34 protein-coding genes and 1 pseudogene are annotated in these 22,147 nt (G+C 66.1%); 13 read left to right on the forward strand and 22 right to left on the reverse strand.

Going from position 1 to position 22,147, the window contains the following annotated elements:
• The first annotated feature begins 254 nt into the window (after nucleotides 1-254).
• From NH287_RS07740 to NH287_RS07750, 4 genes are read left to right on the forward strand one after another with little or no spacing between them, the layout of a single operon-like run.
• Complete coding sequence (locus tag NH287_RS07740) at nucleotides 255-539, forward strand: transposase (protein WP_253035124.1); 285 nt, start codon at nucleotides 255-257, stop codon at nucleotides 537-539.
• A gap of 8 nt (nucleotides 540-547) precedes the next feature.
• Nucleotides 548-1,594 (forward strand): IS3 family transposase, encoded by a 1,047-nt coding sequence (locus NH287_RS07745; protein ID WP_253035155.1) that lies wholly within the window; start codon nucleotides 548-550, stop codon nucleotides 1,592-1,594.
• The gene (locus tag NH287_RS15445) at nucleotides 1,494-1,733 is read left to right on the forward strand and encodes a DUF2382 domain-containing protein (protein ID WP_363380982.1); all 240 of its coding nucleotides are present in this window, start codon (nucleotides 1,494-1,496) and stop codon (nucleotides 1,731-1,733) included. Before NH287_RS07745 ends, NH287_RS15445 begins: the two co-directional genes overlap by 101 nt.
• Before the next feature lie 52 nt (nucleotides 1,734-1,785).
• Nucleotides 1,786-2,472 carry an HAD family hydrolase gene (locus NH287_RS07750; RefSeq protein ID WP_253035125.1) on the forward strand — a complete coding sequence of 229 codons (687 nt, stop codon included), beginning with the start codon at nucleotides 1,786-1,788 and terminating at the stop codon, nucleotides 2,470-2,472.
• 69 nt (nucleotides 2,473-2,541) lie between these two features.
• Here the strand turns inward: NH287_RS07750 and NH287_RS07755 are convergent, their stop codons facing one another.
• The 14 genes from NH287_RS07755 to NH287_RS07815 all read right to left on the reverse strand — a co-directional run bounded on the left by NH287_RS07755 (nucleotide 2,542) and on the right by NH287_RS07815 (nucleotide 8,088).
• Entirely contained in the window at nucleotides 2,542-3,462 is a 921-nt protein-coding gene (locus tag NH287_RS07755; RefSeq protein WP_308210400.1) for a diacylglycerol kinase family protein, read from the reverse strand.
• A 101-nt stretch (nucleotides 3,463-3,563) separates the two neighbouring features.
• On the reverse strand, nucleotides 3,564-3,770 hold the full coding sequence (locus NH287_RS07760; protein ID WP_253035127.1) for a hypothetical protein: 207 nt from the start codon (nucleotides 3,768-3,770) through the stop codon (nucleotides 3,564-3,566).
• An 83-nt stretch (nucleotides 3,771-3,853) separates the two neighbouring features.
• The gene (locus tag NH287_RS07765) at nucleotides 3,854-4,024 is read right to left on the reverse strand and encodes a CsbD family protein (RefSeq protein ID WP_253035128.1); all 171 of its coding nucleotides are present in this window, start codon (nucleotides 4,022-4,024) and stop codon (nucleotides 3,854-3,856) included.
• Between the two features lie 53 nt (nucleotides 4,025-4,077).
• Nucleotides 4,078-4,239 carry a hypothetical protein gene (locus tag NH287_RS07770; RefSeq protein ID WP_253035129.1) on the reverse strand — a complete coding sequence of 54 codons (162 nt, stop codon included), beginning with the start codon at nucleotides 4,237-4,239 and terminating at the stop codon, nucleotides 4,078-4,080.
• Between the two features lie 68 nt (nucleotides 4,240-4,307).
• Nucleotides 4,308-4,439: a hypothetical protein gene (locus NH287_RS15235; protein ID WP_290440435.1), complete on the reverse strand. Its 132-nt coding sequence runs from the start codon at nucleotides 4,437-4,439 to the stop codon at nucleotides 4,308-4,310.
• 3 nt (nucleotides 4,440-4,442) lie between these two features.
• Nucleotides 4,443-4,991 (reverse strand): hypothetical protein, encoded by a 549-nt coding sequence (locus tag NH287_RS07775; RefSeq protein WP_253035130.1) that lies wholly within the window; start codon nucleotides 4,989-4,991, stop codon nucleotides 4,443-4,445.
• Nucleotides 4,992-5,041: 50 nt separating this feature from the next.
• Nucleotides 5,042-5,308 (reverse strand): GlsB/YeaQ/YmgE family stress response membrane protein, encoded by a 267-nt coding sequence (locus NH287_RS07780; RefSeq protein WP_253035131.1) that lies wholly within the window; start codon nucleotides 5,306-5,308, stop codon nucleotides 5,042-5,044.
• Nucleotides 5,309-5,340: 32 nt separating this feature from the next.
• The gene (locus tag NH287_RS07785; protein WP_253035132.1) at nucleotides 5,341-5,598 is read right to left on the reverse strand and encodes a hypothetical protein; all 258 of its coding nucleotides are present in this window, start codon (nucleotides 5,596-5,598) and stop codon (nucleotides 5,341-5,343) included.
• A 16-nt stretch (nucleotides 5,599-5,614) separates the two neighbouring features.
• On the reverse strand, nucleotides 5,615-5,809 hold the full coding sequence (locus tag NH287_RS07790; RefSeq protein WP_253035133.1) for a hypothetical protein: 195 nt from the start codon (nucleotides 5,807-5,809) through the stop codon (nucleotides 5,615-5,617).
• Nucleotides 5,810-5,827: 18 nt separating this feature from the next.
• Nucleotides 5,828-6,442 (reverse strand): hypothetical protein, encoded by a 615-nt coding sequence (locus NH287_RS07795; RefSeq protein ID WP_253035134.1) that lies wholly within the window; start codon nucleotides 6,440-6,442, stop codon nucleotides 5,828-5,830.
• Nucleotides 6,439-6,960: a DUF6286 domain-containing protein gene (locus tag NH287_RS07800; RefSeq protein WP_253035135.1), complete on the reverse strand. Its 522-nt coding sequence runs from the start codon at nucleotides 6,958-6,960 to the stop codon at nucleotides 6,439-6,441. The genes NH287_RS07795 and NH287_RS07800 overlap by 4 nt, the downstream gene beginning before the upstream one ends.
• A 59-nt stretch (nucleotides 6,961-7,019) precedes the next feature.
• Nucleotides 7,020-7,322 (reverse strand): hypothetical protein, encoded by a 303-nt coding sequence (locus NH287_RS07805; protein WP_253035136.1) that lies wholly within the window; start codon nucleotides 7,320-7,322, stop codon nucleotides 7,020-7,022.
• 107 nt (nucleotides 7,323-7,429) lie between these two features.
• Nucleotides 7,430-7,618, reverse strand: a complete 189-nt coding sequence (locus NH287_RS07810) for a DUF2273 domain-containing protein (protein ID WP_127011604.1) — start codon at nucleotides 7,616-7,618, stop codon at nucleotides 7,430-7,432.
• Complete coding sequence (locus tag NH287_RS07815) at nucleotides 7,615-8,088, reverse strand: Asp23/Gls24 family envelope stress response protein (RefSeq protein ID WP_253035137.1); 474 nt, start codon at nucleotides 8,086-8,088, stop codon at nucleotides 7,615-7,617. The genes NH287_RS07810 and NH287_RS07815 overlap by 4 nt, the downstream gene beginning before the upstream one ends.
• A 122-nt stretch (nucleotides 8,089-8,210) precedes the next feature.
• Between NH287_RS07815 and NH287_RS07820 the strand changes: the two genes are divergently transcribed.
• The 4 genes and pseudogenes from NH287_RS07820 (at nucleotide 8,211) to NH287_RS07835 (ending at nucleotide 11,035) form a co-directional block, all read left to right on the forward strand.
• Nucleotides 8,211-8,774, forward strand: a complete 564-nt coding sequence (locus NH287_RS07820; RefSeq protein ID WP_253035139.1) for an RNA polymerase sigma factor — start codon at nucleotides 8,211-8,213, stop codon at nucleotides 8,772-8,774.
• Nucleotides 8,765-9,367 carry an Asp23/Gls24 family envelope stress response protein gene (locus NH287_RS07825; protein ID WP_253035140.1) on the forward strand — a complete coding sequence of 201 codons (603 nt, stop codon included), beginning with the start codon at nucleotides 8,765-8,767 and terminating at the stop codon, nucleotides 9,365-9,367. Before NH287_RS07820 ends, NH287_RS07825 begins: the two co-directional genes overlap by 10 nt.
• On the forward strand, nucleotides 9,364-9,708 hold the full coding sequence (locus NH287_RS07830; RefSeq protein ID WP_253035141.1) for a hypothetical protein: 345 nt from the start codon (nucleotides 9,364-9,366) through the stop codon (nucleotides 9,706-9,708). The genes NH287_RS07825 and NH287_RS07830 overlap by 4 nt, the downstream gene beginning before the upstream one ends.
• A 77-nt stretch (nucleotides 9,709-9,785) precedes the next feature.
• Nucleotides 9,786-11,035 (forward strand): annotated as a pseudogene (locus tag NH287_RS07835) (cation:proton antiporter).
• A 540-nt stretch (nucleotides 11,036-11,575) separates the two neighbouring features.
• On the opposite strand, the gene NH287_RS07840 reads toward NH287_RS07835, so the two are convergent.
• Nucleotides 11,576-11,824: a hypothetical protein gene (locus NH287_RS07840; RefSeq protein WP_253035142.1), complete on the reverse strand. Its 249-nt coding sequence runs from the start codon at nucleotides 11,822-11,824 to the stop codon at nucleotides 11,576-11,578.
• A gap of 947 nt (nucleotides 11,825-12,771) precedes the next feature.
• On the opposite strand from NH287_RS07840, the gene NH287_RS07845 reads away from it, so the two are divergent.
• Nucleotides 12,772-12,981, forward strand: a complete 210-nt coding sequence (locus tag NH287_RS07845) for a hypothetical protein (RefSeq protein WP_253035143.1) — start codon at nucleotides 12,772-12,774, stop codon at nucleotides 12,979-12,981.
• A 17-nt stretch (nucleotides 12,982-12,998) separates the two neighbouring features.
• Here NH287_RS07845 and NH287_RS07850 read toward each other — a convergent pair whose 3' ends face one another.
• On the reverse strand, nucleotides 12,999-13,700 hold the full coding sequence (locus NH287_RS07850) for a TetR/AcrR family transcriptional regulator C-terminal domain-containing protein (RefSeq protein ID WP_253035144.1): 702 nt from the start codon (nucleotides 13,698-13,700) through the stop codon (nucleotides 12,999-13,001).
• 334 nt (nucleotides 13,701-14,034) lie between these two features.
• On the opposite strand from NH287_RS07850, the gene NH287_RS07855 reads away from it, so the two are divergent.
• From NH287_RS07855 to NH287_RS07865, 3 genes are all read left to right on the forward strand, one after another.
• Complete coding sequence (locus tag NH287_RS07855) at nucleotides 14,035-14,199, forward strand: hypothetical protein (RefSeq protein WP_253035145.1); 165 nt, start codon at nucleotides 14,035-14,037, stop codon at nucleotides 14,197-14,199.
• 54 nt (nucleotides 14,200-14,253) lie between these two features.
• Nucleotides 14,254-14,601 carry a hypothetical protein gene (locus tag NH287_RS07860; RefSeq protein WP_253035146.1) on the forward strand — a complete coding sequence of 116 codons (348 nt, stop codon included), beginning with the start codon at nucleotides 14,254-14,256 and terminating at the stop codon, nucleotides 14,599-14,601.
• A gap of 65 nt (nucleotides 14,602-14,666) precedes the next feature.
• Entirely contained in the window at nucleotides 14,667-15,032 is a 366-nt protein-coding gene (locus NH287_RS07865; RefSeq protein ID WP_253035147.1) for a hypothetical protein, read from the forward strand.
• Between the two features lie 53 nt (nucleotides 15,033-15,085).
• On the opposite strand, the gene NH287_RS07870 is transcribed toward NH287_RS07865, so the two are convergent.
• A complete protein-coding gene (locus NH287_RS07870; RefSeq protein ID WP_253035148.1) occupies nucleotides 15,086-15,379 on the reverse strand; it encodes a hypothetical protein in 294 nt (97 codons plus the stop codon).
• Nucleotides 15,380-15,453: 74 nt separating this feature from the next.
• A complete protein-coding gene (locus NH287_RS07875; RefSeq protein ID WP_253035149.1) occupies nucleotides 15,454-15,786 on the reverse strand; it encodes an ATP-dependent DNA ligase in 333 nt (110 codons plus the stop codon).
• A gap of 280 nt (nucleotides 15,787-16,066) precedes the next feature.
• Here NH287_RS07875 and NH287_RS07880 point away from each other — a divergent pair, with 280 nt between their 5' ends.
• The gene (locus NH287_RS07880; RefSeq protein ID WP_253035150.1) at nucleotides 16,067-16,411 is read left to right on the forward strand and encodes a hypothetical protein; all 345 of its coding nucleotides are present in this window, start codon (nucleotides 16,067-16,069) and stop codon (nucleotides 16,409-16,411) included.
• A 196-nt stretch (nucleotides 16,412-16,607) separates the two neighbouring features.
• Here NH287_RS07880 and NH287_RS07885 read toward each other — a convergent pair whose 3' ends face one another.
• From NH287_RS07885 to NH287_RS07900, 4 genes are read right to left on the reverse strand one after another with little or no spacing between them, the layout of a single operon-like run.
• Entirely contained in the window at nucleotides 16,608-17,012 is a 405-nt protein-coding gene (locus tag NH287_RS07885) for a DUF4913 domain-containing protein (protein WP_253035151.1), read from the reverse strand.
• The gene (locus NH287_RS07890; RefSeq protein WP_253035152.1) at nucleotides 17,005-18,780 is read right to left on the reverse strand and encodes a type IV secretory system conjugative DNA transfer family protein; all 1,776 of its coding nucleotides are present in this window, start codon (nucleotides 18,778-18,780) and stop codon (nucleotides 17,005-17,007) included. The genes NH287_RS07885 and NH287_RS07890 overlap by 8 nt, the downstream gene beginning before the upstream one ends.
• A complete protein-coding gene (locus tag NH287_RS07895) occupies nucleotides 18,777-20,423 on the reverse strand; it encodes an ATP/GTP-binding protein (protein WP_253035153.1) in 1,647 nt (548 codons plus the stop codon). The genes NH287_RS07890 and NH287_RS07895 overlap by 4 nt, the downstream gene beginning before the upstream one ends.
• Nucleotides 20,423-21,931, reverse strand: a complete 1,509-nt coding sequence (locus NH287_RS07900) for an SCO6880 family protein (RefSeq protein ID WP_253035156.1) — start codon at nucleotides 21,929-21,931, stop codon at nucleotides 20,423-20,425. The genes NH287_RS07895 and NH287_RS07900 overlap by 1 nt, the downstream gene beginning before the upstream one ends.
• Between the last annotated feature and the right edge of the window lie 216 nt (nucleotides 21,932-22,147).

A 22,147-nucleotide genomic window follows, 5' to 3' on the forward strand; every position in this document is an offset into this window, starting at 1 on the left:
TGGGATGTGCTCGCTTCCTCCCGGGGATAGTGCGTGACCGGGCGGCGCCCGAGTTCCAGGTCGGAGAAGTCGTCCGAGGCATACAGCTCAGTCGGTGAACGACGGCGGCCCCTTGCTCGGTGAACCGAAAAGCGCGCTGCTCCGATTGCCAGCGCCGCGAATGCGCATACGAGGAGAATGAGCCAGGGGGAGCCTGACCCGCTTTTCCGGACACCAACTTTGAGGCGATGATCGTCTCGGAAGGAGTCCGTGAGATGCCTGCTGCCCACCCGCCGGAGTTTCGGCGTCGAGCCCTCGATCTCGTTGCCCAGGGCAACCCGGTTGCGCAGACCGCGCGTGATCTCGGGATCAGTGAGTCCTGTCTGCGGAACTGGATGAACCGGGATGCGGTCGACTCCGGCCGCAAGGCCGGGGTCACGACCGACGAGCACAAGGAGCTCGTTGAGCTGCGGCGCCGCAACCGTGTGCTGGAGATGGAGATTGAGATCCTCAAGCGCGCCAGCGCGTACTTCGCGAGGGAGAACGTGCTCCCAAAATAGGGTTCCGGCTGGTCCAGGAGCTCGCCGCGGACGGTGTTCCCGTCGTGGTGGCCTGCCGGTTCCTGAGCGTCTCGAAGTCTGGCTTCTACGAGTGGGTGCGTCGACCGCCATCACCGCGGGCTCTCGCGGATGCGGAGCTGACGATGACGATCCGTCGCATTCACGCTGATTCCCGCGAAACCTATGGTTCTCCTCGCGTGCTGGCGGAGTTGCGACTCGGGCTCGGCGTTCACGTCGGCCGGAAGCGCGTCGCGAGGCTGATGCGGCGGGATGGGCTGGTCGGTGTCTCGCATCGCCGCAAACGGCGCGGCTGGAAGCCGGACACCGCCACGCACGAGGACCTCGTGAAGCGGCAGTTCCGCGCCGACGCGCCGAACCGGCTCTGGTTCTGCGACATCACGCAGCACCGCGCGAGGGACGGATGGGTTTACTGCGCCGCCGTGATCGACGCGTCCAGCCGCCGGATCGTGGGCTGGTCGATCTCGGATCGGATCACCGCAGAGATCGTTGTTGACGCGCTCGAAATGGCCCGGTGGCGCCGCCGCCCCGAGCCCGGAACCGTGGTCCACGCGGATCGAGGAGCGCAATACACCTCGTGGCTCTTCGGGCACCGACTCCGCCAAGCAGGTCTCCTCGGCTCGATGGGCAGAGTCGCCTCAAGCGTCGATAACGCCCTCATCGAGAGCTTCTGGTCAACGATGCAGCGCGAGCTACTGGATCGCACGTCCTGGGACTCAAGGACGCAACTCGCGTCGGCCATGTTCGAGTGGATCGAGGGGTTCTACAACCCGCCGCCGGTGACACCAGCCTCGGCAACCTCAGCCCCGCCGAATACGAAGCCCTTCACACCGCCGCCGAAATCGCGGCATGATCAACACACAAGAACCGTCCGGGAAACCGGGTCAGGCTCCACTCCCCCGCCGCGCCGGACACGTCCCGACGCCGCCCATCACGATGGTGCTGCACCAGGAGCAACTCACCATCACCAGGAGGGCCGTGCCTGTGGAGGCCGTCACGGTGCGAGTATCGAGGGCGCAACGCGAGCACCGTATTGATGAAACTCCCCGCCATGAACAGGTCGACATCGTCGAGCACGACATCTCCCGTGGAGACCAGCAAAACCCTGAGAGCTTCGATCCAGAGCCTGCGAGCTCGGATGTTGGGCAGGGCGACCGGGGCCGTTTACGTCGATAGCGATACCGCTATCTCGAATGAGCCACTCCGCTCCCAACGAAAAAGGATCGCTTTGTCAGACACCATCATTTTCGATGTCGACGGGACACTCGTGGACAGCAACTATCAGCACACGCTCGCCTGGTACCGGGCACTGCGACGTAGCGGCATCACGGTGCCGATCTGGCGCATCCATCGCACGATCGGGATGGGTGGGGACAAGCTGATCGCCGAAGTCGCCGGACCCTCCGCAGAGAACGCGCGCGGCGCCGAGATCCGAGCTGCGTGGGAGGAGGAGTTCGAACTGCTGATCGATGAGATCCAGCCCCTTCCGGGCGCGCACGAACTCCTTGTTGAGACGAAACGACGAGGGTTCCAGATTGTGCTGGCAAGCTCGGGAAAGGCAGCGCACGTTGAGCGCAGCCTGGACCTGATCGACGCGCGGGGGCTCGCTGACGCATGGACCACTTCGGAAGATGCCTCCGACAGCAAACCTGCACCGGACCTGGTTGACACGGCACTGAAGAAGGTGTCCCGCTCCAGTGGGGTCATGATCGGAGACTCGACGTGGGATGTCATCGCCGCGGGCCGGCTCGACGTGAAAACGATCGCCCTGCTCACGGGTGGCTCCTCACGCGCCGAGCTCAGCGAGGCCGGCGCGATCGCCGTCTTCGACTCACCGCAGGACCTTCTCGACCATTTGGACATCACCCCGCTGCACCATCCCTCTGACGGGGTGGGAAGGACAGTTCAGACCTGAGCTGCGGACCTCTGTCAGGCGACGTCATCGCTCCCACCGGCACGAAGGCCAGGTTCAGTGTCGTAGCGGCTATCGGATGTGAAGGGCGCCGGGCTGGACAGTCACGGTGAAGGAGTCGGTTTCGCCGATCTGTTCGCCGTCGATTTCGAACGGTCGGGGACCGGGGAGGGTGACGTCGAGTTTGCGGGCGCGGGCGTGGGTGACCGTGTCGGTGCTGGTGGTTTCCTCGGTACTGCTGATGAGTCGTTTGAGTCCGTTGTCCCACAGCATCGTCTTGAGCGTTCCTGCCCATTGCGCGATGCCTTCGGCGCTGAGCAGGAGGTAGTCCAGCTCCCCGTCGGAGGGGTCCGCGTCGGGGAGCAGGGTGAATCCGCCCTGGAGGGTGCCGCAGTTGGCGATGAGCAGGGTGTGGCCTTCTTCATCGCGGGCCGGCTGGTCATCGGCGGTGATGTGGAAGGGGACGACGTCGCTGGCGGCGAGAGCACGACCGAGGGATTCGACGTAGGCGAGCCAACCGGCTTTGTCTTTCAGGTCGTCGTTGGTTTCGGCGATCATGTGCGCGTCGATTCCGAATCCGACCATGACGACGAAGCCGTGTCGTTCGCGCCCGCTGATCAGATTGACGTCGACCCAGCCCATGTCCACCTTCCGCGGGGTGCCGGTGAGTGCGCGGGTGAACGCTGCCGGGATGTCGCCGAGGGGGATGTCCAGATTGCGGGCGAGGAGGTTCCCGGTGCCGAGAGGGACGATGCCCAGATCGAGCGCCGACGGGCTGCTGGCGAGGTGTTCGGCGACAGCCCGGACAGTGCCATCACCCCCGGCGGCGATGATGAGGTCAGGGGTGGTGGCAACTGCGCGGCGGGTGGCGTCCCCGCCGGGGTCATTCTCGGTGGTCTCCCACCAGGACACCTCGGGGGCTGTGGCGTCCTGAAGGGCCGCAGATAGTCCTTCACTGAGCGTGTCCTTATCCGTCTTGGACGGGTTCCACACGATGGCAAGTCGACGTGTCATGAGGAGTCCTTTCGCGGGACACCGCGAGCCGGCCGTGCCGGATGAGGGGCATGGTCCGGCTCGCGCGTGTTCGTGTGTGCTTACTCGGCGTGCTCGTCTTCTTCAGGTTCGAAGGTGGACGCGGTCCCGGTGTGTCCGGCAGCGATACCGGCGGGGTGGTTGGGGATGGTGCCGTCGCCGCCGAGACCGCCCGGCTTGGTGGTGCCGTCGGAGTCATGCGTGGGGACTTCGATGTCGGGACCTTCCAGCGAGTTGTCTTCTGACAGCGGGGTGGTGTTCTCGGTCATGATCTGCTCCTTCAGGGTGCTGTTATGGTGCGGGGAGGTGGGGAGGACATCGCAGGGGGACGCGGTTCCTCCCCACCGGTCTGCTACCGGAGGTCGTCCTTGACGTTCTCAGCGGCCTTCTTCATCTTGGCTTCGGCTTGGTCGGCGGCGCCTTCGGCGGCGAGCTTGTCGTTGTCGGTGGCGGTGCCGATCTTCTCCTTGGCCTTGCCAGTGAGATCCTGCGCGGCGTTCTTGATCTTGTCGTCGAGTCCCATGACGGGCTCCCTTCCCTGGTGGTGTGGCACCGCGTGTGCGGGGCGTGTGGTGTTCAGTTGTCGTCGGAGTTGATAACGGCGTCCTCGGCGGCGTCCATCGCCGCCTGACCTTCCTCGGGTGATTCGGATCCTGCGGACGCTGCGGAATCGTCCTCAACGGTGGTGTCGTCTTCGTCGTCACCCTGCGACGGCCGGTCCGCGCGTGAACCATTCATCGTGATCTCCCTTTCCCTTGCAACTGATTGGTCGTGCGGTGATGAGCGGGTTCCGGTGTGGGCCGATGTCAGCCGGAGGGGTTCTCGAGGGGAAACCCGTCCTCGTCCGTGGTCTCGGGGAGGGGTTCGCGGTGCTCACCGGAATCCTGCTCTTCGCGGTCATTGTCCGCCGACTCGAGCTCACGTCTACTTTTCGTCATGGGTCAACCCCGGCGGGTGAGGCGGTGCAGGAATCCGGCGACGGGACGCTGCTGCTCGCCCTGCTGTGCGCCGAGGACGATGAGCACGCCGGTGAGGGCGGGAAGCACCCACTGGAGGACGCGCTGTTGACGCTGCGCGGAGGTGAGTTCCGGCGACGCCGTCTCATCGGCTTCGGTGACACCCTCGCCACCCTCGTCGGCGTGTTTGGCGATCTTGGTGCCGAGGATCCCGGCGTAGAGGGTCGCTGCTGCCGCGGCGGCGGTGAGGGCGAACTTCACCTTCGTGTTCGTGCGGGACTCCGGCTGGGCGGCGATCCTTGACTTGTTGCCGAGGATGAGGCCGGCACCGCCGATGCCGTGTGCGATGATCGCCGCCAGCTGGACCGGTGCCCACTTAGCCCATCCGATAGAGGACAGCCGCAGACGCTCGGCGGGGTCGGCGGCTTTCGCTGTGCCGCCGTTGAGGCCGACAGCGCCCATCAAAGTGCCCCCGAACCACGCGGCCAGGCCCACGTCGTGCAGAGATCGGACAACAGTATTGCGACCAGTCATGATGCGGTTCCTATCCGTGAAAGCGTGTTGCTGCGTGTAGTGAGGTGGGGTCAGGACTTGGCTTTGCGGCCGACGAGGAAGCCGTAGATGAGGAGGACGATGAGCGATCCACCGATGGCGAGGAGCCAGGTCTGCAGGGAGAAGAACTCTTCGAGCGGGGCATTGAACAGCACGCTGCCCAGCCATCCCCCCAGGAGTGCACCCACAACACCGAGGAGGAGGGTGATGAACCAGCCGCCCCCCTGCTTGCCGGGAAGGATCAGTTTGGCGATGGCGCCGGCGATCAGGCCGAGGAGAAGAAATCCGAGAAAACCCATGAGTCTGTCTTTCTGTGCGGGGTCGCGACGGGTCAGTCGCGGCGGGTGAGGGTGGCGAGGACGGCGGTCAGCCCGGCGAGGGATACCGCGCCGATGATGAGCACGCGGGCCGGGTTGGCGCGGTAGGCGGTGCGCAGCTTGTCGAGCCCATCGTTGACGAGGATGCCGGCCTTATCGATCACCTCGGTCACAATCTGGCCGAGGTCACCGGTTTTGCCCTTCGCGGCGTTCGAGGTCTTGTCAATGGCGTCGCGTGCGGTGTCGATGGTGTTGTCGGTATCTGAGGCCATGGGGTGCCCTTCTGGACTATCTGGTGACGGCGCGGGTCAGCGTGCGGCTGCCAGCTGTGGTGGTTTTGCGTGCGGCGCGCACGCCCCGCGTGTTCCACGCCTTCTTCGCGTTCTTCTTGATCGAGTGGTACCGGCCACGGCCGGCGCGAGCGCCAAGCGTGTAGGCACCGAACGCGATGGCGGCGACGAACAGGATGCGGAGGGAGGTCATGGCGGTCTTTCGCTGTGGCTAGGAGAGGCGACGCTGGTCGTGGGCCAGCTTGGCGCGCAACCCGGAGTGCACCGAGATGTACGTGTCGACGTTCTTTCCGGTCAATGTCGCCAGGTTGGAGACGAGTTGGTCCACGTCTGCGACCACCTGGGCTGGGGACGTGCCCTGCCGCGGTGTCACGCTGACGTGCATGACCGGGGTCTTGCGGATGTCGTTGGCGGTGACTGAGGAGAACAGGATCTCGTCGCGCTGGTCCAGGGAGTGCTTGAGAGCGTCGGAGACGAATGATTCCTGCACCGTGACCCGGCCCAGCGGGTTCTGTGCGCCGGTGGAGCGCAGAACCGTGTGGGAGCGTCCACCGCCGACGCGGGTGAGCGCGACGATGAGGAGGATGACGAGGAACAGGATCAGCGCGAGCGCGGCGATCGCGATCCAGCTGATGGTGGTCGCGCCGACCGTGGTGGTAGCGATCGCGTTGTCCAGCCATCCCTGCCCGGCTTCGGTTGCTCCGGTCCAGTACTCTGCGCTGGCGGGCCAGACGATGATGGTGACCAGCACGGCCCCGATGGCCAGGAACAGGATGCCGACGATGAAAAGGACGATTCTGTTCAGGGCACGGTTGGTGCGGTTCATTGCTCGTCCTCGTTCTGTTTCGGGCGCTCCACGCGCACGCGGGTCTTCACTCGGGGTGCGAGCTGGTAGCTGTCCACCTTCGCGGCCGCGAGTTGCTGGATGGGTGCTTTGTCGACCGGGACGCCGACGGCAGGTCGCACGGTGACGTCGACGGTGCGGTGTGAGACACCGACGGTGATGTCCTCGCGGGCGATGCCGGTCTCGTCGCTCAGATGCTGGGCGACAGATGCGGCGATCACCCCGTTGTCCACCAGCACAGCACGACTCTCGTGCTGCATCTGGTGTTTCGACAGCCGGCCGGGCGCGAGCGCCAGGAACACGAAGATGACGCCGAGTACGGCGAGCACCACACCGAACGCGGCGACCAGCCATCCCGGCTGCTGCGTGGGCAGCCCGATCAGCCACGTCGCGGCGGCCGCAGGCCCCAACAGCAGCGCCGGCTGTGCGAGCAGGAACAGGACGATCTCGGTACCGATGTAGATCAGCACGATCAGCAGCAGCACGACCGCGATGATCATCGCGACGGTGCGGGGCGAGTGGGTTTCACGCCGCAGGACGCGGCGGAAAGCAGGGGAGCTCATTTCACTCTTCTCTTCTGCTCATCGATCACGGCACCGGTGATGGTGATGTTCACCCGAGTGACGTCGCGTCCGGTGACGTGCGCGATGCGGTCCCTGAGCTGTTCTTGCGCGGTCTGCACCCGCTGAAGGATCGGGGCGCCGGCGTGGATCGCGGCGGTGTCGTCCAGGTGCGGGATCGGAAGGGGTGTTCGGATGGTGAGGGCTATTCCGCCCCGCGCTTCCGACACCCCCACCGATACGTCACCGCGATCCACCCGAAGGGTGGTGGCAGTCGCTTCCTCGGCGACCTTCACGAGCACGCGCTCTTTGATGGTGATGCGGCCAGGGTAGGGCGAGGCGTCGGGCGACGCCCCGGCGGCGACCCGCGTGAGGTCGCCGCCGGCCTGGCCGGCTCCAGCCGCACTCATCACGAGGTGCGCCGGCCGGAGAACGCGTTCGCCAGGCCGCGCACGTCGAGCTTGCCCGACATTATCCGACCGACGAGCGCGCCGATTCCCATGAACAGGGCCACGAGGAGGAATCCCCAGAACCCGAACAGCAGGATCGAGACGGCGAGGATGACGCCCATCAGGGCGCCGGTGACGGTCGGGTTCATGAGACGCGCGACTCTTCCTCGTCCTTGTCGTCCGAGGGCAGGTGCACGTCGTTGACCTCGACGTTGACCTCGACGACCTCGAGGCCGACCAGCTGGCTGATCGCTCCGCTGACCGCAGCGCGGACGTTGGAGGCGACCTCCTGGACCGGCATCGGATACTCCACGACGATGGTGATGTCCGCCGCGGCCTGCGTCTCGCCGACCTCGACCTTGACGCCCTGCGTCTTGTCGTCCGCGTTCACGACGCTGCGGATCGCACCGAGCGCACGGGCGCCGCCGCCACCGAGCGCGTACACGCCGGGAACCTCACGGGCAGCGATCCCGGCGACCTTGGCGACCACGCCGTCGGCGATCGTCGTCTTGCCGGCTGCGGAGTCATCCGCGGCCGGACGGGCGGGCGCGGTGCGGTCCACACGTGATCCGGCGAACGCCGGGGCCGGGGTGGTGGGGGTCTGGTCTTCGGTAGCCATTGCAGTCCTTCTAACTGTTGAGGTAGGAGAACGCAACCACCTAGGGGGTTGCTGTTCTGGGCGATAAATTTCGCTTCACAAGTTAGAGACCCGTTCCGGCCGATTCGTCACAAAAAGAGTCCATGACCGCACCACGGAAGCAGTTCGCGGAAGTCATCGCGGATGAGATCCTCGTCCAGCGTGCCGTGCAGGGTGACGTGGCGGCGTTCGAAGTGCTGATCCGCAGACACGGACCCCTGATGCGCGCATATGTCACCCGCATCGTGGGGTCCCTCACCGAGGCCGACGACGTGGTGCAAGAAGCGTTTTTCATCGCCTGGCGGCGACTACCCGAGCTCCGCGATCCCTCCGCGGTGAAGGCCTGGCTGATGCAGATCGCCAGCCGTCAGGCGTTCCGGCACCTCCGTCGCCGCCCGGCGGAGGACCCGCTCCCCATCCTGGAAGCCGCCCACCCGGCCGACACGCAACCGGAAAACGTCGCCATCCGTAACGCGCAACTCCGCGCCCTCGCCACCGCACTGGACACCCTGCCCCCGGACCTTCGACAAGCCTGGCTGTTGCGGGAGATCGCCCAGCTCAGCTACGACGACATCGCGAAACAGCTTGACATTCCCCGTACAACCGTTCGGGGGAAACTATCCAGAGCACGCGCGTCGATTTACGCGCAGATGGAGGAATGGCGGTGACTGACACGACACCCCGAACGCTGGACTGCGGGAAGACCATCGAAGAGCTCAGCGACTACCTCTCCGCCGACCGCATCCCCTACAACCCGTCCATCGAGACCTGCCCGGAATGTCTCAACGCCCTCCAGGCCCTCTCCGGCGTCTCACAACTCAGCCGAGACCTGCTCGCCCACGACGCGGCAACCCTCCCCCCGCCGCCGGCGAACTGGATGGAGCAGATCCTGGCGAGCATCCGTAACGAGGTCCGCGCCGGCAGGTCTGTGCCGCTGCACCACCCTGACCCCCGCGTCACCCTCACCGTCACCGAAGGTGCTCTCCGGGCGCTGATCCGCAGTATCGGCGACGACGTGCCAGGCATCGTCATCGGAAAGTGCCAGTTCGACGGGGACGTCGAAACCCCCGGCGCGCCCATCGATGTCACCGTGACCGCGAGCATCGCCTGGAAATCCCCGATCCCCGAAACTGCCATCCGCTTGCGAGACGCCGTCCGTGAAGCTCTCACCACCCACAGCCACCTCAACGTCATGTCCGTCAACGTCACCGTCGAAGACCTACACGGCTACACCACCACCCCCACCGAGGAGACGCCATGAGCAGCGACATCAACACCCCCCTCGCCTCCAACGCACTAGACCCCGTCGCCCTCACCGCGGTGGTGCTCGATATGGACAGCGTCATCGACATCTACCCGCCAGCGCCCACCCTCACTCAGGCGCCGCAACTGGTCGCCGCACTCCTCACCGGTGCACCCTCCCGCATCAACCGGGTCGACGTGCGAAGCGAGGGCACCACGCACACTCTGACGGCCCGGATCGGCACCCACCGACACACCCCCGCCCCGCAAGCCGCAGCCCACGTCGCTGACGCTCTCCTTGCCCGCATCCCCGACGGCCACGATGCGACCGTCACCATCCAGATCTCCCGGATCGCGTGAGACACACGGACTCCTTGATCCTCACTGCCGCGCTGGAATTCACCGACGACACTCTTCTGTTCGCGGCGATCGGCGTGATGACCCTCGCCGCAGCGCTCCTCCCGCGACTGCTCGGCAAACTTCCCATCTCGATCCCGATGGTGTTCCTCGCCGCAGGCATCATCGTGTTCGCCCTCATCCCCGACCTCCCCGACCCGCACCCGAGCGATCACCCCGACATCACGCTGCACCTGACCGAGATCTGCGTCTTGGTCTCCCTCATGGGCGCCGGCCTGGCCATCAACCGGCCGCTGCGCTGGAAAACCTGGTCCACCACCTGGCGGCTGCTGGCCATCACCATGCCGCTGTCCATCGCCGCCGTGGCCGTCCTCGGATGGGTGGGGCTCGGCTCGGAGCCGCCAGCGCACTCCTTCTCGCCGCGGCTCTCGCTCCCACGGACCCGGTGCTCGCCACCGAGGTGCAGGTAAGCGAACCCGTCGACGATGAGAATGCCGACGATGAGGTGCGGTTCGCTCTCACCTCCGAAGCGGGCCTCAACGACGGCCTCGCCTTCCCGTTCACCTACGCCGCCATCGCCATCAGCATGGTCGGCCTCGCCCCGTCAGCGTGGTTCACCGACTGGTTCCTCATCGACGTGCTGTGGAGGATCACCATCGGCGTCATCGCCGGCATCGGCACGGGTTGGCTCTTCGGCCGACTCTTCTTCTCCGCGCACCTCGCCGGACGGAAAGTCGTCGACCAAGCCGAAGGATTCGTCGCCATCGCCGCGATCTTCCTCGCCTACGGGATCGCCGAAACCGCGGAAGGATATGGCTTCATCGCCGTGTTCGTCTGCGCAGTCACCATCCGGGCATCAGAACGAGGACACGGCTACCACCAAGTCCTCCACAAGTTCGTCGAACAGATCGAACGACTCCTCACCGTCGCCGTCGTCGTCCTCCTGGGCGGCGCCATCGCCCGCGGCCTATTCGCTGACATCGGCTGGATGGAAATCCTCGTCGCTCTGGTGATCCTGCTGATCGTCCGGCCGGTCGCGGGATGGATCGGGCTCACCCCCGGAAAGACCGGGCCCCGCGAACGCAGCGTCATCGCGTTCTTCGGCGTCCGAGGCGTCGGCTCGCTGTTCTACATCGCCTATGCCACCCAGAACGGCTACTTTCCCGACGGTGACCGGCTCTGGTCCATCGTCGGCCTCGTCATCGTCGGCTCCATCGTGATCCACGGCCTCGCCGCCACCCCCACGATGCGGCTCCTCGACGCCACCCGCCTCCGCCTCACCCGACGACGCGGCGGCGATCCCACCGACGTTGCAACAACCCCGGTCTGACACCGGCCATCGCAACGCAACGCGGGGTTTGTGGCGCGATCGGGCGCCGGACCCTGATGCTCAAAGTCGCCGCCCTCAGGACGCCGATCCCTTTCACCGGAGGACGTGATGGCGACGGGAACCGGGTGGAAGCGGTTGACCAGCCACCCCGCGATCACGCTGCCTAGCCACCGATCCGACGGGACCGCACGCCACGAGCAGGCCGAATGTCAACGCGCTCAGTTCGAATCGGTCTTTGAACTCCGGGTACCGGGTCACGATCGTCGCGAACACCAACGCGTTGGCGATGAACAGCATCGCGACCCCGCTCCGTGCTGCCGAGACACGCGACACGGCCGGGGGTGAGGTCATTCCTGGAGTCTACGGATCTCGCGTCACGGCTGATCGGTGCCGAGCTCCTCGTCGGACCCGCGGCTGGCCGAGATGCGCAGGAGTGCGCCGCGCTTCTTCGTGACGCCGGGATGCACTCAACGTGTGTCTATCTTGAGCGGTCCGGCAGCGGGAACCCGACGCGTTCTAAAGTCGTGCACAGGTGGACGGTTAGTTGGCGTCTTCATCTTCTTCGGCATTGAAGTGAGAGGGGGTGTCTGTGTAGCCCGCGGCGAGACCATCGGGATTGGCAGGAATTGTTCCGTCCTTGCCGAGCCCGTCGGGCTCGTTCGCGAGTGATGTTGGGGTTGCCGTGTTGGCGTTTTCGGACGCGGCAACGATCTTGTCTTTGAGGCTTTCGGCCGAGATCCCTGTGTGCGTGCGCGACGGCTGTGCAGCGTTTTCGTCAGTGGTGGCCAATTCGTGCTGTCCTCTCATGGGTGTTCTGTGGATGCCAGGGATCATGGCTCTTGATGCGCGGGCGGGTCGTCGCTGCCACTGTCCGGGTCGGCGGTTTGCGCCCGTTCGGCTCTTCCGAAGAGGCGCCCTCCTAGGACCCAGGATGCGACCGCGACTGCGAACAAGACGGTCCCGGCAACTCGCCAGCCGACAGCATCGGGAACGATCCAGCAGTAGATGCCGACTGCTGCGGCTACGAACCCGGCGATCAGGACGATCACTGCTCGTCCGTGTGAGGTCATCGCGTGGGCTCCGTTCATGGTGGCGCCGGCCCACACCCGGACCGGCGCCGCACAGTTCTTTCCTGGGCAGTAGTCCCAGCCATGGTGCGCCGTGTGATGCCGGCGCGAGACCGCCTTACTGCGTAAGCATGGGCCACGTCGTGCTGCTCATGAACGGGGATTGACATGGGTGGGGGGCGCCCACGCGGGTAGGCTGCAGTATTGCCGAGGCTAGCGACTCGGCAATACGATCGTCGCTACAGGCGGGCAGGGGGTTTGTGCTGGACAGGGTCAGGTCGATCTCTGTGACCGTCGCGCTACTCGGGGGGCTGACCCTTGGCCTGTTCTTCACCTGGTACGGGATCTTCGGCCCCGATGGCCCTCAAGACGTGCAGTGGAACTGGGGCGTCATCTTTCCCGGGGCGGTGTTGACCGGGATATGCGCAGTGCTCCTCGTGCTTCTTCCGCGGCACCGGTGGCTTGTGCGGCGCCGTCGGGGCGCGTCGTAGTGACCAGGGTCGCGTCGACGCTAGGGCTGCGGGGTCGCCAGCCGTGCTGCTCAGAATCCGGGCATGGACGCCCGGTACTTTCTCCAGGTGGGCCGCTCGACGGGGAGATGAGTCGGGTGTTGCCCGCGAATACGTCCTGACCGGGCGCCGCGTGCTCAGTGCCGGCTGCAACGGAGAGTTGTCTGTCGCGAAGTGGGCGGATATCGAGTTCGCCGCTCTCCTCATCGAGAAGAGCACGGCGCGTACCGCGTTCGAGTCACTGTTGGCCGAGCGCAGCCTGCCGGTGGATGCTGCGATCGACGCACTTCCCCTCGACATGGAGATGCGGCACGCGTTGTCGAAGTTCCGGTGGGCTGCTGCTCGGTACGAGCAGTGGTTGCGCCGGTGACGACTCGCCTGGTGGTGCTATTGAGACAGTTCCCCGTCGAGTCGGTCCAGCAGAAGCTCGAGCGCGATTTCGAACTCTTCCTTGCTGCGATCCTCGCTCAGCAGTGAGCGGAGGCGCCGGACCTCGGGGACGTCGTCGAGCGTCGCGCGGCCGTCCTGGTTCGGGATGGATGCGCCGCCTTCGTCGAGCGGGACGTCGTCGGGGCCGAACTGTGCTCCGCGGATGGTTGTTTCTAGGAGCAGCTGGCCGAGGAGGAAGCTGGTGAAGGCGCGGTACGCGCTGACGGCCTGGGCGTCCGTGAACCCTTGAGCGATGAGCGCACGAAGGAACGTGTTGACGACTTCCACGCTGCGAAGCGGTGGACGAAGCCACGGGGCGGCGGGATGGCGGGTCGCGATCAGCGGGAATGCCTTGGGGTGTTCCACGGCGATGTCCCGGATCGTGTGCGCGAGCTTCTGAAGGAATGCCTGCCAGTGCTGGTCGAGCTCGTCGTCCATCGTGGCGGCGAGGTCTGCCAGGAGCGAGGCGACGACGCCTTCGAGGAGGTCTTCTTTTCCGTGTACGTGTCGGTACAGCGACATCGCTTCAACGCCTAGTCGTTGGCCGAGGCTGCGCATCGACAATCCCTGGGGCCCGGACTGATCAACCAGCTCCAGGGCCGCGTCGATGATCACCTCGCGGGTGAGTTTGTTGGACGTGGTGTTGGACTGCTTGGTCATGTGAAGCCTCCACCTCGATCCTCCCCCGTCTTCCTGGGTTCATGGTCACATTCGGGTACGCCAATACGCATGCTTACACCGTAAGCTAGTGCCAGCCCCGCGCCGTCTCGACGCCCAGAACGAAACGATGCAAAGCCCTTCCGCACCATTTCGAAACCCTTTTGCCCTTCCAGGAAGACGCCACGATGAACGGCACCTCTCTGAACGATCACGCCCGGAACCCTGCGACGCTGTCGACGGCGTCGGCAGCACCTGCTCCGGATCCCGCTCGTGATGGTTCCGGACTGGCGAGCACATCCGGAACGTCGTTTCACAGCCACGCCACACTGCAAGGGTGGCTCGCGGAATTCTCACTTCCCGCGGCGACGGCGACCTCATCAAGGTGGTCTTGCAGGACAGCTCCCGCGCGCTCACCGCGGAACTCGACACCGCGGCGGAACTCTGTGCATACCTGGAGCAGCGGTCGTCCTCCCACACGGAACCCCTGCCCCTCCCCTGAATAGTTCTCGCCGGTCGTTTCGACCCACGCCGGCGTCGGAAAGGAGTAGCAGCCGTGGGAAGGTTGACCATCGGTACGAACGTCATCAAACTCGATGACCGCGTTCTCGCACACCTTGAAGCCGTGATCGTGACCAAGCTCCGCCGTCACGAGCCCTTCGTGTTCACGTGGCCGATCGACGTGAGCCTGGGCAGCGGTCGCGTCGCCAAGTGGGTGAGCGCGTCGACCAGCTGGGACATCCGGTTCGACAACCGACAGTCCGAGCCGCTGAACCAGGCGTGGCTGAAGCAGCTGATGTCGACAGCAAACTCGCCCGGAGGACTGAAACTGGTCCCCGAGCCCTCACAAGACCAAATCCCGTCGACCGCTGACAGCGAGTTGTCGATGTCGGTCGAACAGTGACCGAGACCCCTCCTCCGCCGCACGACGACACCGACTCCGGACCGCCACATTCAAGGAGCATGCGCATGGCCTTCCACAGCAAAGAGACCCTCGAGAGCTGGGTTGCCGACTTCGTCGAAGCCCGGACCGCTGGCGACGAGATCCGGGTCGCGGTGCAAGATGGCTCCGACGGCGAGGACACGGGGTTGGTGCTCATCCCGCTGGAGAATGCGCCCAACGCGGTGTGGATCGAACCTCGCGACTCGGGCGACGAGCTCAGCTGGCACGTGTTCATCGAGCCATCCAACGACACCATCGAGCTGACCAGCTTCGAGCTCAACGCGCTGACGCACGAACTCCAGATCGCTGCCGAGCTGTGCGCCTTTCTGCAGGAGCGATCGCTGGGGCACTACGAACCGGCAGCGGAGGCGACAGCAACAGCGGCCGACTGACGTCGACCGCTGAGCCTCGTCCTCACCACTCGGCGCGTCCGCCTGGCGCCGGCTTAGATGTAGCCAAGGCCGAGATCAGGGTCGACGTCATACCTGATGTCGAAAGCAAGCGAAGAGTCCGAGTCGAGTCGCACAGGCTCTGCGCTGACGACCACACGCGACGCGGCCGTGATCAAGACGTGAATCAGACGGTCACCCAACAGGGCCAGTTCGACGAAGTCTCCGCCGGAGAGCACGGCGGCACGGACACGACCCAGCAACCGGTGCACCGTCTCCCCCTGTGCGAGCTCGAATCGGTCATCGTTGATCGTGATGACCGTGCGGATGATCGAGTGCGGCTCGCTCATCGCGGCATCGTACGAACCCGATTCCGAAGCATCAGGCGCCTTGACAGGGCGAGGAAGCAGCGACAGGAACCCACTCACAGCCCGGTCTCCGCCTCCCCGGAATCCGCGCCAGTGGTGAAGTCCCTGGAAATGTAAAGGCCGCCCGGCTGGCTCGCTTCAAGGACCATGCGCTCTACGCTCTCTCTGTTTACCGGCGGTCGCTGCTTGGCTCTAAATTTGAAGACGAGCGTGCTGGCTGCGTTCACCCAGATGCTGGTCTTCCCATCGCCCAGGGAAGCGTCGTTTCGCCACGTCAGCATGAATGCCTCTCCGCGCCGCAGCTTCATCCCCACCACGGCCTGCAGGTGAGCAAGCACATCATCGGTGAAGATGACGCGCGCTGACGCGTGGTACTGGAAGCGACCCACGACCCAGAGCCTACTCACCGGGCATGGAAGGTGGTTCCGCCGCCCAAGTCATCGGCGGAACCACCCGAGCTGCTGCAGCCCACCAACGACGGTAGGGCCCAGACCCGCCGACGCTGTGGGCCTTGCCGCAGGCACAGCTGTCAAGTAGGCGGCGACCGCCCCGATGCGGATCTCCGATCTTGCGCATGGCTTCGGCGCACGACCTGAGCGGTAACCTGAGAACTGGAATTGGTACTCTCACGCTTAGTTGTTCGTCTGTAAGAAAAGGACCGCCGTTTCGATGCCGTACCGTAGCCGCGCTCTCCTCGAAACCTGGCTCACTGAGTTCACCGCTGACCACGCGCTTGGCGGTCTCGCCAAGGTCATCCCCCAAGACGGCACCCTCGGAGGAGACACGGGACTCATCGTCTTCCCCCTCGGTGGCGGCACCACCAGCGTCTACATTGAGCCGGTCGCCGTCGGCGACCGCAGATGGCGCATACACTTCGAACCCCGCGAACAAGAAGCCGTCATGAGCAGCGCGCAGGTCCACACCATGGCAGCCGAACTCGAGATGTCCGCAGCACTATGCGACTTCATCGAAACGAAATCAGCGGCACACCTCGCCGGCGTGCACTCCAACTAATCAGCTTGGTGGGGTGCTCGGCGATATAAGGCTGATTATCGGCGTTGCGCTCAGTGCACGTCCAAGCTGCGCCATAGTGCTCCGACGCACCAGCACTCCTGCTTCTGCGGGCTGCGCGCCTAGGCGCCGCCCGCAGAAGGCCCACGTTCCGCGGGGCCCCACCGCTCGCTCAGCCCGGGGAGTAGCGATCGGTCACTCACGAAGTCAGTCTCACATCGGGAAACCAATTCTCGGGAGGCATCGTGTAGGGCAGTGGCTCACCGGGTTCGCACGAGTCCTTCGACTTCGCGAAGGGTCCGTCGGGGCTGAGCAGCAGATGCATGTGGTGGTCTGCGTGGTCACGCCACCAGACGCTCGCGCCGGTCGCCGGGTCTAGCCGCAGGTGCTCCCAGGACCGCCACAGACTTTCGAGGCGGGCGACCGCCTCCGGGTAGCGCCACCAGTCCGCCGCCCACCGGTAGCGGGCGTTTCCGGGACCGACAGGGCGCGTGTACATGTGGCGCAGGTACTCCCGCACGAAATCGTCGACGGAGCCGTAGACCAGCTCAGGTGTCGGCTCGTCGACGTCGTCGTCGCGGAAGTCATCGAGCAGGTCACTCATCGCGCGGCTCGCTTTCTTCGATCACGGCAGCTCGAGCAGGGGCGACTGTGGCGGGAGTGCTGTGCGAGGGATCGTGCGCGGCGATCGACGCGCGCAACGCGGCCGCGTGCGGTCCGTTCATCCACGGGATCGTCTCGACGAGGGTTGCGGGGGCGCCGGAGGCGAACACGACCGCGCGGCCGCGCGGCAGTGCGCCGAGATCCGCGACGTCGAGGGTGCGTTCGCGTTGCACTCCATGGGAGGTGGACCGGGTGCGGCGGCCGACGCTTGTGGAGATGGTGCGGCGGTCGTAGTCACCGATCATCTGCGAGAGCTCGTTGAGGAACTCCGGTTCCTTCACTCCCCCGCCGTAGACGGCGACGTTCGAGGCGCTCCATAGTTTCCGCATCCCGTCACGTCCCCACACCTGCACGCCCTGAGACCAGGACTGCAGGATCGTCATCAGGACGATTCCACGGGACCCGTAGTGGCTGTAGAGGTCGGGGAGGTCGTGCCAGCGGCACACGTTCGCGGCCTCGTCGAGAACACCGAGCATCGGCACCTGCAGGCGCCCGCCCGGCTGCGTGGTCGCGTACTCCTCAGCCGCCTCGACGGTTGCGGCCGTCAGCGCGGTCACCAGCGGGCCGGCGGTGCCGCGGCCCTCCTTGGAGAGGCTGTAGAGGGTGTCGTTCGAGCGCACGAAAGCGTGCGGGTCGAACTGCGGCCGCGAATCGAAACCGCCCTGGGGCGTCACCCACTGAGCGATCGCGCGCACCTTGAGGCACGACGCCATCTGCGCGGCGGTGCCGTAGACACTGTCACGACGGCGAGACTCGCCGTTGACCTGCCCCGAGACGGCATCCGCCATTTGCTCGTACCCGTGACGGCGGAGGATCCGCACCGGCTCATCATCACCAGGCGTGGTCGTCCAGGTGAAGGCGGTCGTGATCGGCAAGCCCTCGAGCGCTGCAGCGAGCAGGAAGCCGGCAAGGAGATCCTGACCGGCGTTGTCGAAGTACGCATCCCCGCGGCTGTCACCGGAGCGTGAGCCCGACGCGAAGTGCGCGGCCAGTTTCGCGGCCTTCACGTCGTCGGTCACGTAGCTGAGCGGGTTCCACCACCAGGTGGGAGCCTCGAGGGCGATGCTCTGCGGGTCGAAGGCCCACACCTGACCCTTGGTCGCACGGAGCTCGCGAGTGGCGTCCAGGACGTCTCGCTTGTTCGACGTCGTCAGCACAGCACCGGGAGCGTCCGCGATTGCCGGGATGACGTATGCGGTGGACTTACCGATTCGGGGGCCGGCAACCAGTGTGATCATGTCCTCAGGTGAGGCGTAGATGCGTTGCCTGCCGGCGACGGTGATGCCGATGAGTACACCCATCCAGTCGCGCACGCCGAGACGCTGCGCGGTCTGGCGGGCGCCCGAGGCGGAGAGGGACTGCAGCTGCCGGCCCTTGCCCATGTGCGTAGCGGCGGCGTCGACAGACGACCGGCGCCCCCGTGCTCGAGCAGCCGCGACAGCGACGAGGATGGCGAGAGTAAGAACGGCGCCGCCGAGCACCGCCACGATCCAGGTGGCGGAGGCCGGCCAGACGACCTTGCCGCGGAGGACCCCGAAGAACACCTCGAAGGGGTCGGAGGTCTGTCCCTCGTTCACGCCGTCGAGCTGCGAGCCGAGCGCAACGGCGCCCCACACCACTCCCAGCACCAGAAACACGGTCACCACCGTGATCAGAAGCGCGATCGTCGACCCGTCGACGCCCTGACCGCGCTTGCTGGTCGCACTCACGCCGCGCCCTCTTCCTGCTCATCGGGAACCTCTTGCGCCGCGTGTGCGGCGTCGTCGAGGCCGATCATCGGGTTCGACTCGTCCGGTTCGGGGAACGCGGTCGTCGCGTGCCAGAGCTTGTTGGTGTCGTTGATCGAGCGCTCCGCCTCGACGAGCTCCACCTTGATCGGGATGCCCGGATGCCCGCCGACCTTGATGAGGAACTTCCCCCGTCCAGGGGGCTCCGATCCGGGGCCGGACTCCCATGTGCCGGGGTCCTGCCAGGACGTCAGAAGCTCTTGCTCCGCGTGAGACAGCGGTACCGCTGTCGTCAGCTGCGGCATCTCAGCCACGGGAAGCCCACCGCAGACCACCATCCCGGAGCGTTCGACGAAGCCCCGAGCCTTCATCCGGTCGTCCTCGCTAGGCAGGGCCAAGAGGTCGCTCATGGTGTGCGAAATCATCGCGAGACCGACGCCGCGCTGACGGTTCAGGCGGGTGAGGGCGTCGACGCGGTCGACCATGCCCCGCCCGGCGCGCAGGGCGCGCCAGAGCTCGTCGAGGATGACGAAGTAGTGCCGGCGCGGCTCGAGCCCGGCATCCGCGAGAGCGTTCGCGACGTTCACGGTGGCGAATCCTGCGGACCAGCAGGCGAGCAAGATCGCCGCCTGCATGTCGGTGTCCGAGTCGTCGATCGACGAGACGTCGTAGACGACGGGACGGTCACGCAGCATCGGAACGTCGGTGGCATGGGCGAAGGTCTCACCGAGGCGACCGCCCGAGGTGAGACTGATCAGGGATGCCTCTAGGTTCTCCGTGATCGCCTTGTAACGGCCGAGGTCGCCACGATCGAGGGCGACGTCACGGACCTCCTGCGGTGCCTCCTGAATCACTCGCAACAGGTCGCCCAGAACAGGGACACCGTCGTGGTGCTCGTCGAGCACCCGGAGCGCGCGGTCGATGATCGACTCTTCACGGTCGGTGGGCGGTTCCTTGCGGAGAATCGTCAGCAGCGCCGACACCATCGTGTGCCGGCGGCCATGAGCGTCCGCAAGGACCTGCGCCCGTTCCTTCTCCTTGCCCGCTTCGCGGAGCCGTTCGGCAGCCTCGAATGCCTCGCCAGGATCGAGGATGTTGAGGTGGCCCCGGCCGCGGCCGAGGGTGATGACCTGCCCGCCCAGAGCGCGGATCATGTCGACGTAGTCCGGCTTCAAGTCCCCAAGGACGAGCGGAAGCGTGCCGAGACCCGCGAGACCGGCCGCTGTACGGCGCGTGTACGTCGACTTGCCGAGACCCGGCAGGCCGAGGACGAACATCGACGGGTTGTTGATGAGATCCGCGTCCTGAAACCAGGAAATCGGGTCCGCACACACCGTCGCGCCCGTGAACAGCTGCAGGCCCATCGGCACACCGATCATCGGTGTGCCGCTCCCGACCGAGAACGGGTGGAGCCCACACACCTGCACGGTCGTTCCGCGCCACTCATCGACCGGCGCCACGACGTTGACCTCACCGCGGCCGCGTCCCAGCCACCCTCGGGGGCCGGGACGCTTGATGGCCGGCTTCTTCTCCTTCTCCGTCCGGGTGCTCTTCGCGGTCGGAGTGAGCTCTTGCGGCTTGCGCTTCTGAGGCCGGCGGCGGCGCTGGTCGTCGAGTGCGGGCATTACAGCTGCTCCCTGACTTCGTTGGGCACCTGCAGGTGCTTCGGCAGCACGAGGCCCAGAGGCAGAGCCGCCGCGAAAGCGGAGTCCTGCGAGCCGTGCACCAGGCGCAGGCGGAGCCGCGCCGTCGCGGAGAGGTTGTCGATCGCGGCCTTCGCGTCGGCCTCCTGAGAGGCATCGAGCACGGTAGCCGTGACGAGCATGCCGAACTGGATCAGCCCGGCTCCTGCGGCCTCCTCAGCAGCCGTCGCGATCGCAGCGCGGGCGCTCGTGAGGTTCCGAGCGGTCGGCTTGTCAGAGCTGGCGAGGTTGAACGAGGAAGCGCGTACGTCCGCTTCGACGATCGCGGCAGCCTTCGCCGCGTCGATCGGCCGGTACAACAGCGTGACCCGCTTGCGCGCGATATCGCGGTGCGGGGCGAGCAAGCGAGACAGGATGCTCGAGGGCACGTTGCCGCGGGGTGCGCCGCTCATCATCCACGTCACTGACAGTGCCGAGTCGTGACGGTAGGTGTCCCACCCCGCCTGATGCGCCGTAGGCCCAACCTCGGGCCAGTAGAGCTCGGGCGGTTCTCCCGCCGCGTTCGCTTCGTCGATAAGACGTGCCGCTGCGGGGTCGTAGGCCACCCGGATCACTTCGCACAGTTGCTGCGCAGTCAGGGGGCGGGACGTGCCCGCACCGGTCGCTGTGAGCCCCTGGGTGAGGCCAGGGAGGCGGGACGCGAGCTCGCGTCCCATGTCCTCAGCGGTGCGCTTGCGGCCACCCACGCGGGACGCCGCGTTGAAGGTGAGCGCGACGTAGGCGCGAATGGTCGCGGACCCCGCGGGGTACTGATCCACCAGGTTCTCGAGCAGCTGCTTCGCGAACGCGGGAGCATCGTTGTCGATACGACTCGCGACCTCACGGCGCAGCCGGGTGCCTGAATCCGGGGCGGTCTCGATCGTCACCGAAACGGCTTCAATCCCCGGCTCGTTGCCGAGGGTCGCGAGCCACATGCCCCACTCTGCAACCCATGCGTCGATCTGCTCACGATCGACCAGAGCCGCCCCATCCGGCTCCGTGCCGATGACGACGGTGTAGTGCGACGTCGACGGGATCTGGACCAAGGCAAAGGGGCGGTTGTAGGAGTCGCGCCATTCGGTAAGACGCGATCCGGCCGCGAGGCCCGGCAGCTGCGCGGTTCCCCATTCGGCTCGACCGAGGGGACCCGAGCGGTAGAGGTGTGCGCCCTTCGACTTCGTGAACATCCATCCCACCCTTGTTGCGGCCCGCGACAGCAGGCTCCGTCCGTGCTTGTCCTTCGCGGCCACCGTCAGGAGGAACAGCCCGAAGATCAGTCCTGTGATGACGCCATTGCCGATGTTGGAGACCATCGTCACGACGACGGCGAAACCGGCGCCCGTAAAGAGAATCCCCGTGCCGAGCGCGCTCAGCCCGAGGAGCCCAGCGGTAGTCGGCTTCGTCCAGTTGCCGTAGCTGCGCGGCGCGCCCGTCGCCGTCTCGCTCGTCATGGTCATGTCCGATCGCCTCGCTTACTGCGACCCTGACGGGCCGTTGGTGGAATCGTCTGTGGCGGTCTGAGCAGCCTGCTTGGTGGCTGCGGCGGCGCCCTTCGCCGCCTTCACGCCGGCTTCGGCGACAAGCACGGCAGCGCCAGCGGGGCCGGCGCCAGCAGCGGCACCGCCACCCGCAGCGGCACCGCCACCGGCTGCGGCGCCCCCGCCCGA

Origin of the sequence: Microbacterium sp. CnD16-F (assembly GCF_024124465.1) — a bacterium.
In the GTDB taxonomy this organism is placed as follows: domain Bacteria; phylum Actinomycetota; class Actinomycetes; order Actinomycetales; family Microbacteriaceae; genus Microbacterium; species Microbacterium gawkjiense.

Coding starts and splice junctions, on each gene's coding strand:
- NH287_RS07815 (WP_253035137.1), bottom strand. CDS start 8,088: ATGGCTACCGAAGACCAGACCCCCACCACCCCGGCCCCGGCGTTCGCC.
- NH287_RS07795 (WP_253035134.1), bottom strand. CDS start 6,442: ATGAACCGCACCAACCGTGCCCTGAACAGAATCGTCCTTTTCATCGTC.
- NH287_RS07770 (WP_253035129.1), bottom strand. CDS start 4,239: ATGAATGGTTCACGCGCGGACCGGCCGTCGCAGGGTGACGACGAAGAC.
- NH287_RS07780 (WP_253035131.1), bottom strand. CDS start 5,308: ATGGGTTTTCTCGGATTTCTTCTCCTCGGCCTGATCGCCGGCGCCATC.
- NH287_RS07775 (WP_253035130.1), bottom strand. CDS start 4,991: ATGACTGGTCGCAATACTGTTGTCCGATCTCTGCACGACGTGGGCCTG.
- NH287_RS07830 (WP_253035141.1), top strand. CDS start 9,364: ATGAGCAGCGACATCAACACCCCCCTCGCCTCCAACGCACTAGACCCC.
- NH287_RS07850 (WP_253035144.1), bottom strand. CDS start 13,700: ATGACCAAGCAGTCCAACACCACGTCCAACAAACTCACCCGCGAGGTG.
- NH287_RS07870 (WP_253035148.1), bottom strand. CDS start 15,379: ATGAGCGAGCCGCACTCGATCATCCGCACGGTCATCACGATCAACGAT.
- NH287_RS07885 (WP_253035151.1), bottom strand. CDS start 17,012: ATGAGTGACCTGCTCGATGACTTCCGCGACGACGACGTCGACGAGCCG.
- NH287_RS07765 (WP_253035128.1), bottom strand. CDS start 4,024: ATGGGACTCGACGACAAGATCAAGAACGCCGCGCAGGATCTCACTGGC.
- NH287_RS07800 (WP_253035135.1), bottom strand. CDS start 6,960: ATGATCATCGCGGTCGTGCTGCTGCTGATCGTGCTGATCTACATCGGT.
- NH287_RS07785 (WP_253035132.1), bottom strand. CDS start 5,598: ATGGCCTCAGATACCGACAACACCATCGACACCGCACGCGACGCCATT.
- NH287_RS07740 (WP_253035124.1), top strand. CDS start 255: ATGCCTGCTGCCCACCCGCCGGAGTTTCGGCGTCGAGCCCTCGATCTC.
- NH287_RS07760 (WP_253035127.1), bottom strand. CDS start 3,770: ATGACCGAGAACACCACCCCGCTGTCAGAAGACAACTCGCTGGAAGGT.
- NH287_RS07825 (WP_253035140.1), top strand. CDS start 8,765: ATGGCGGTGACTGACACGACACCCCGAACGCTGGACTGCGGGAAGACC.
- NH287_RS07900 (WP_253035156.1), bottom strand. CDS start 21,931: ATGACGAGCGAGACGGCGACGGGCGCGCCGCGCAGCTACGGCAACTGG.
- NH287_RS07810 (WP_127011604.1), bottom strand. CDS start 7,618: ATGAACCCGACCGTCACCGGCGCCCTGATGGGCGTCATCCTCGCCGTC.
- NH287_RS07820 (WP_253035139.1), top strand. CDS start 8,211: ATGACCGCACCACGGAAGCAGTTCGCGGAAGTCATCGCGGATGAGATC.
- NH287_RS15235 (WP_290440435.1), bottom strand. CDS start 4,439: ATGACGAAAAGTAGACGTGAGCTCGAGTCGGCGGACAATGACCGCGAA.
- NH287_RS07880 (WP_253035150.1), top strand. CDS start 16,067: ATGCCGTACCGTAGCCGCGCTCTCCTCGAAACCTGGCTCACTGAGTTC.
- NH287_RS07790 (WP_253035133.1), bottom strand. CDS start 5,809: ATGACCTCCCTCCGCATCCTGTTCGTCGCCGCCATCGCGTTCGGTGCC.
- NH287_RS07865 (WP_253035147.1), top strand. CDS start 14,667: ATGGCCTTCCACAGCAAAGAGACCCTCGAGAGCTGGGTTGCCGACTTC.
- NH287_RS07895 (WP_253035153.1), bottom strand. CDS start 20,423: ATGCCCGCACTCGACGACCAGCGCCGCCGCCGGCCTCAGAAGCGCAAG.
- NH287_RS15445 (WP_363380982.1), top strand. CDS start 1,494: ATGGTGCTGCACCAGGAGCAACTCACCATCACCAGGAGGGCCGTGCCT.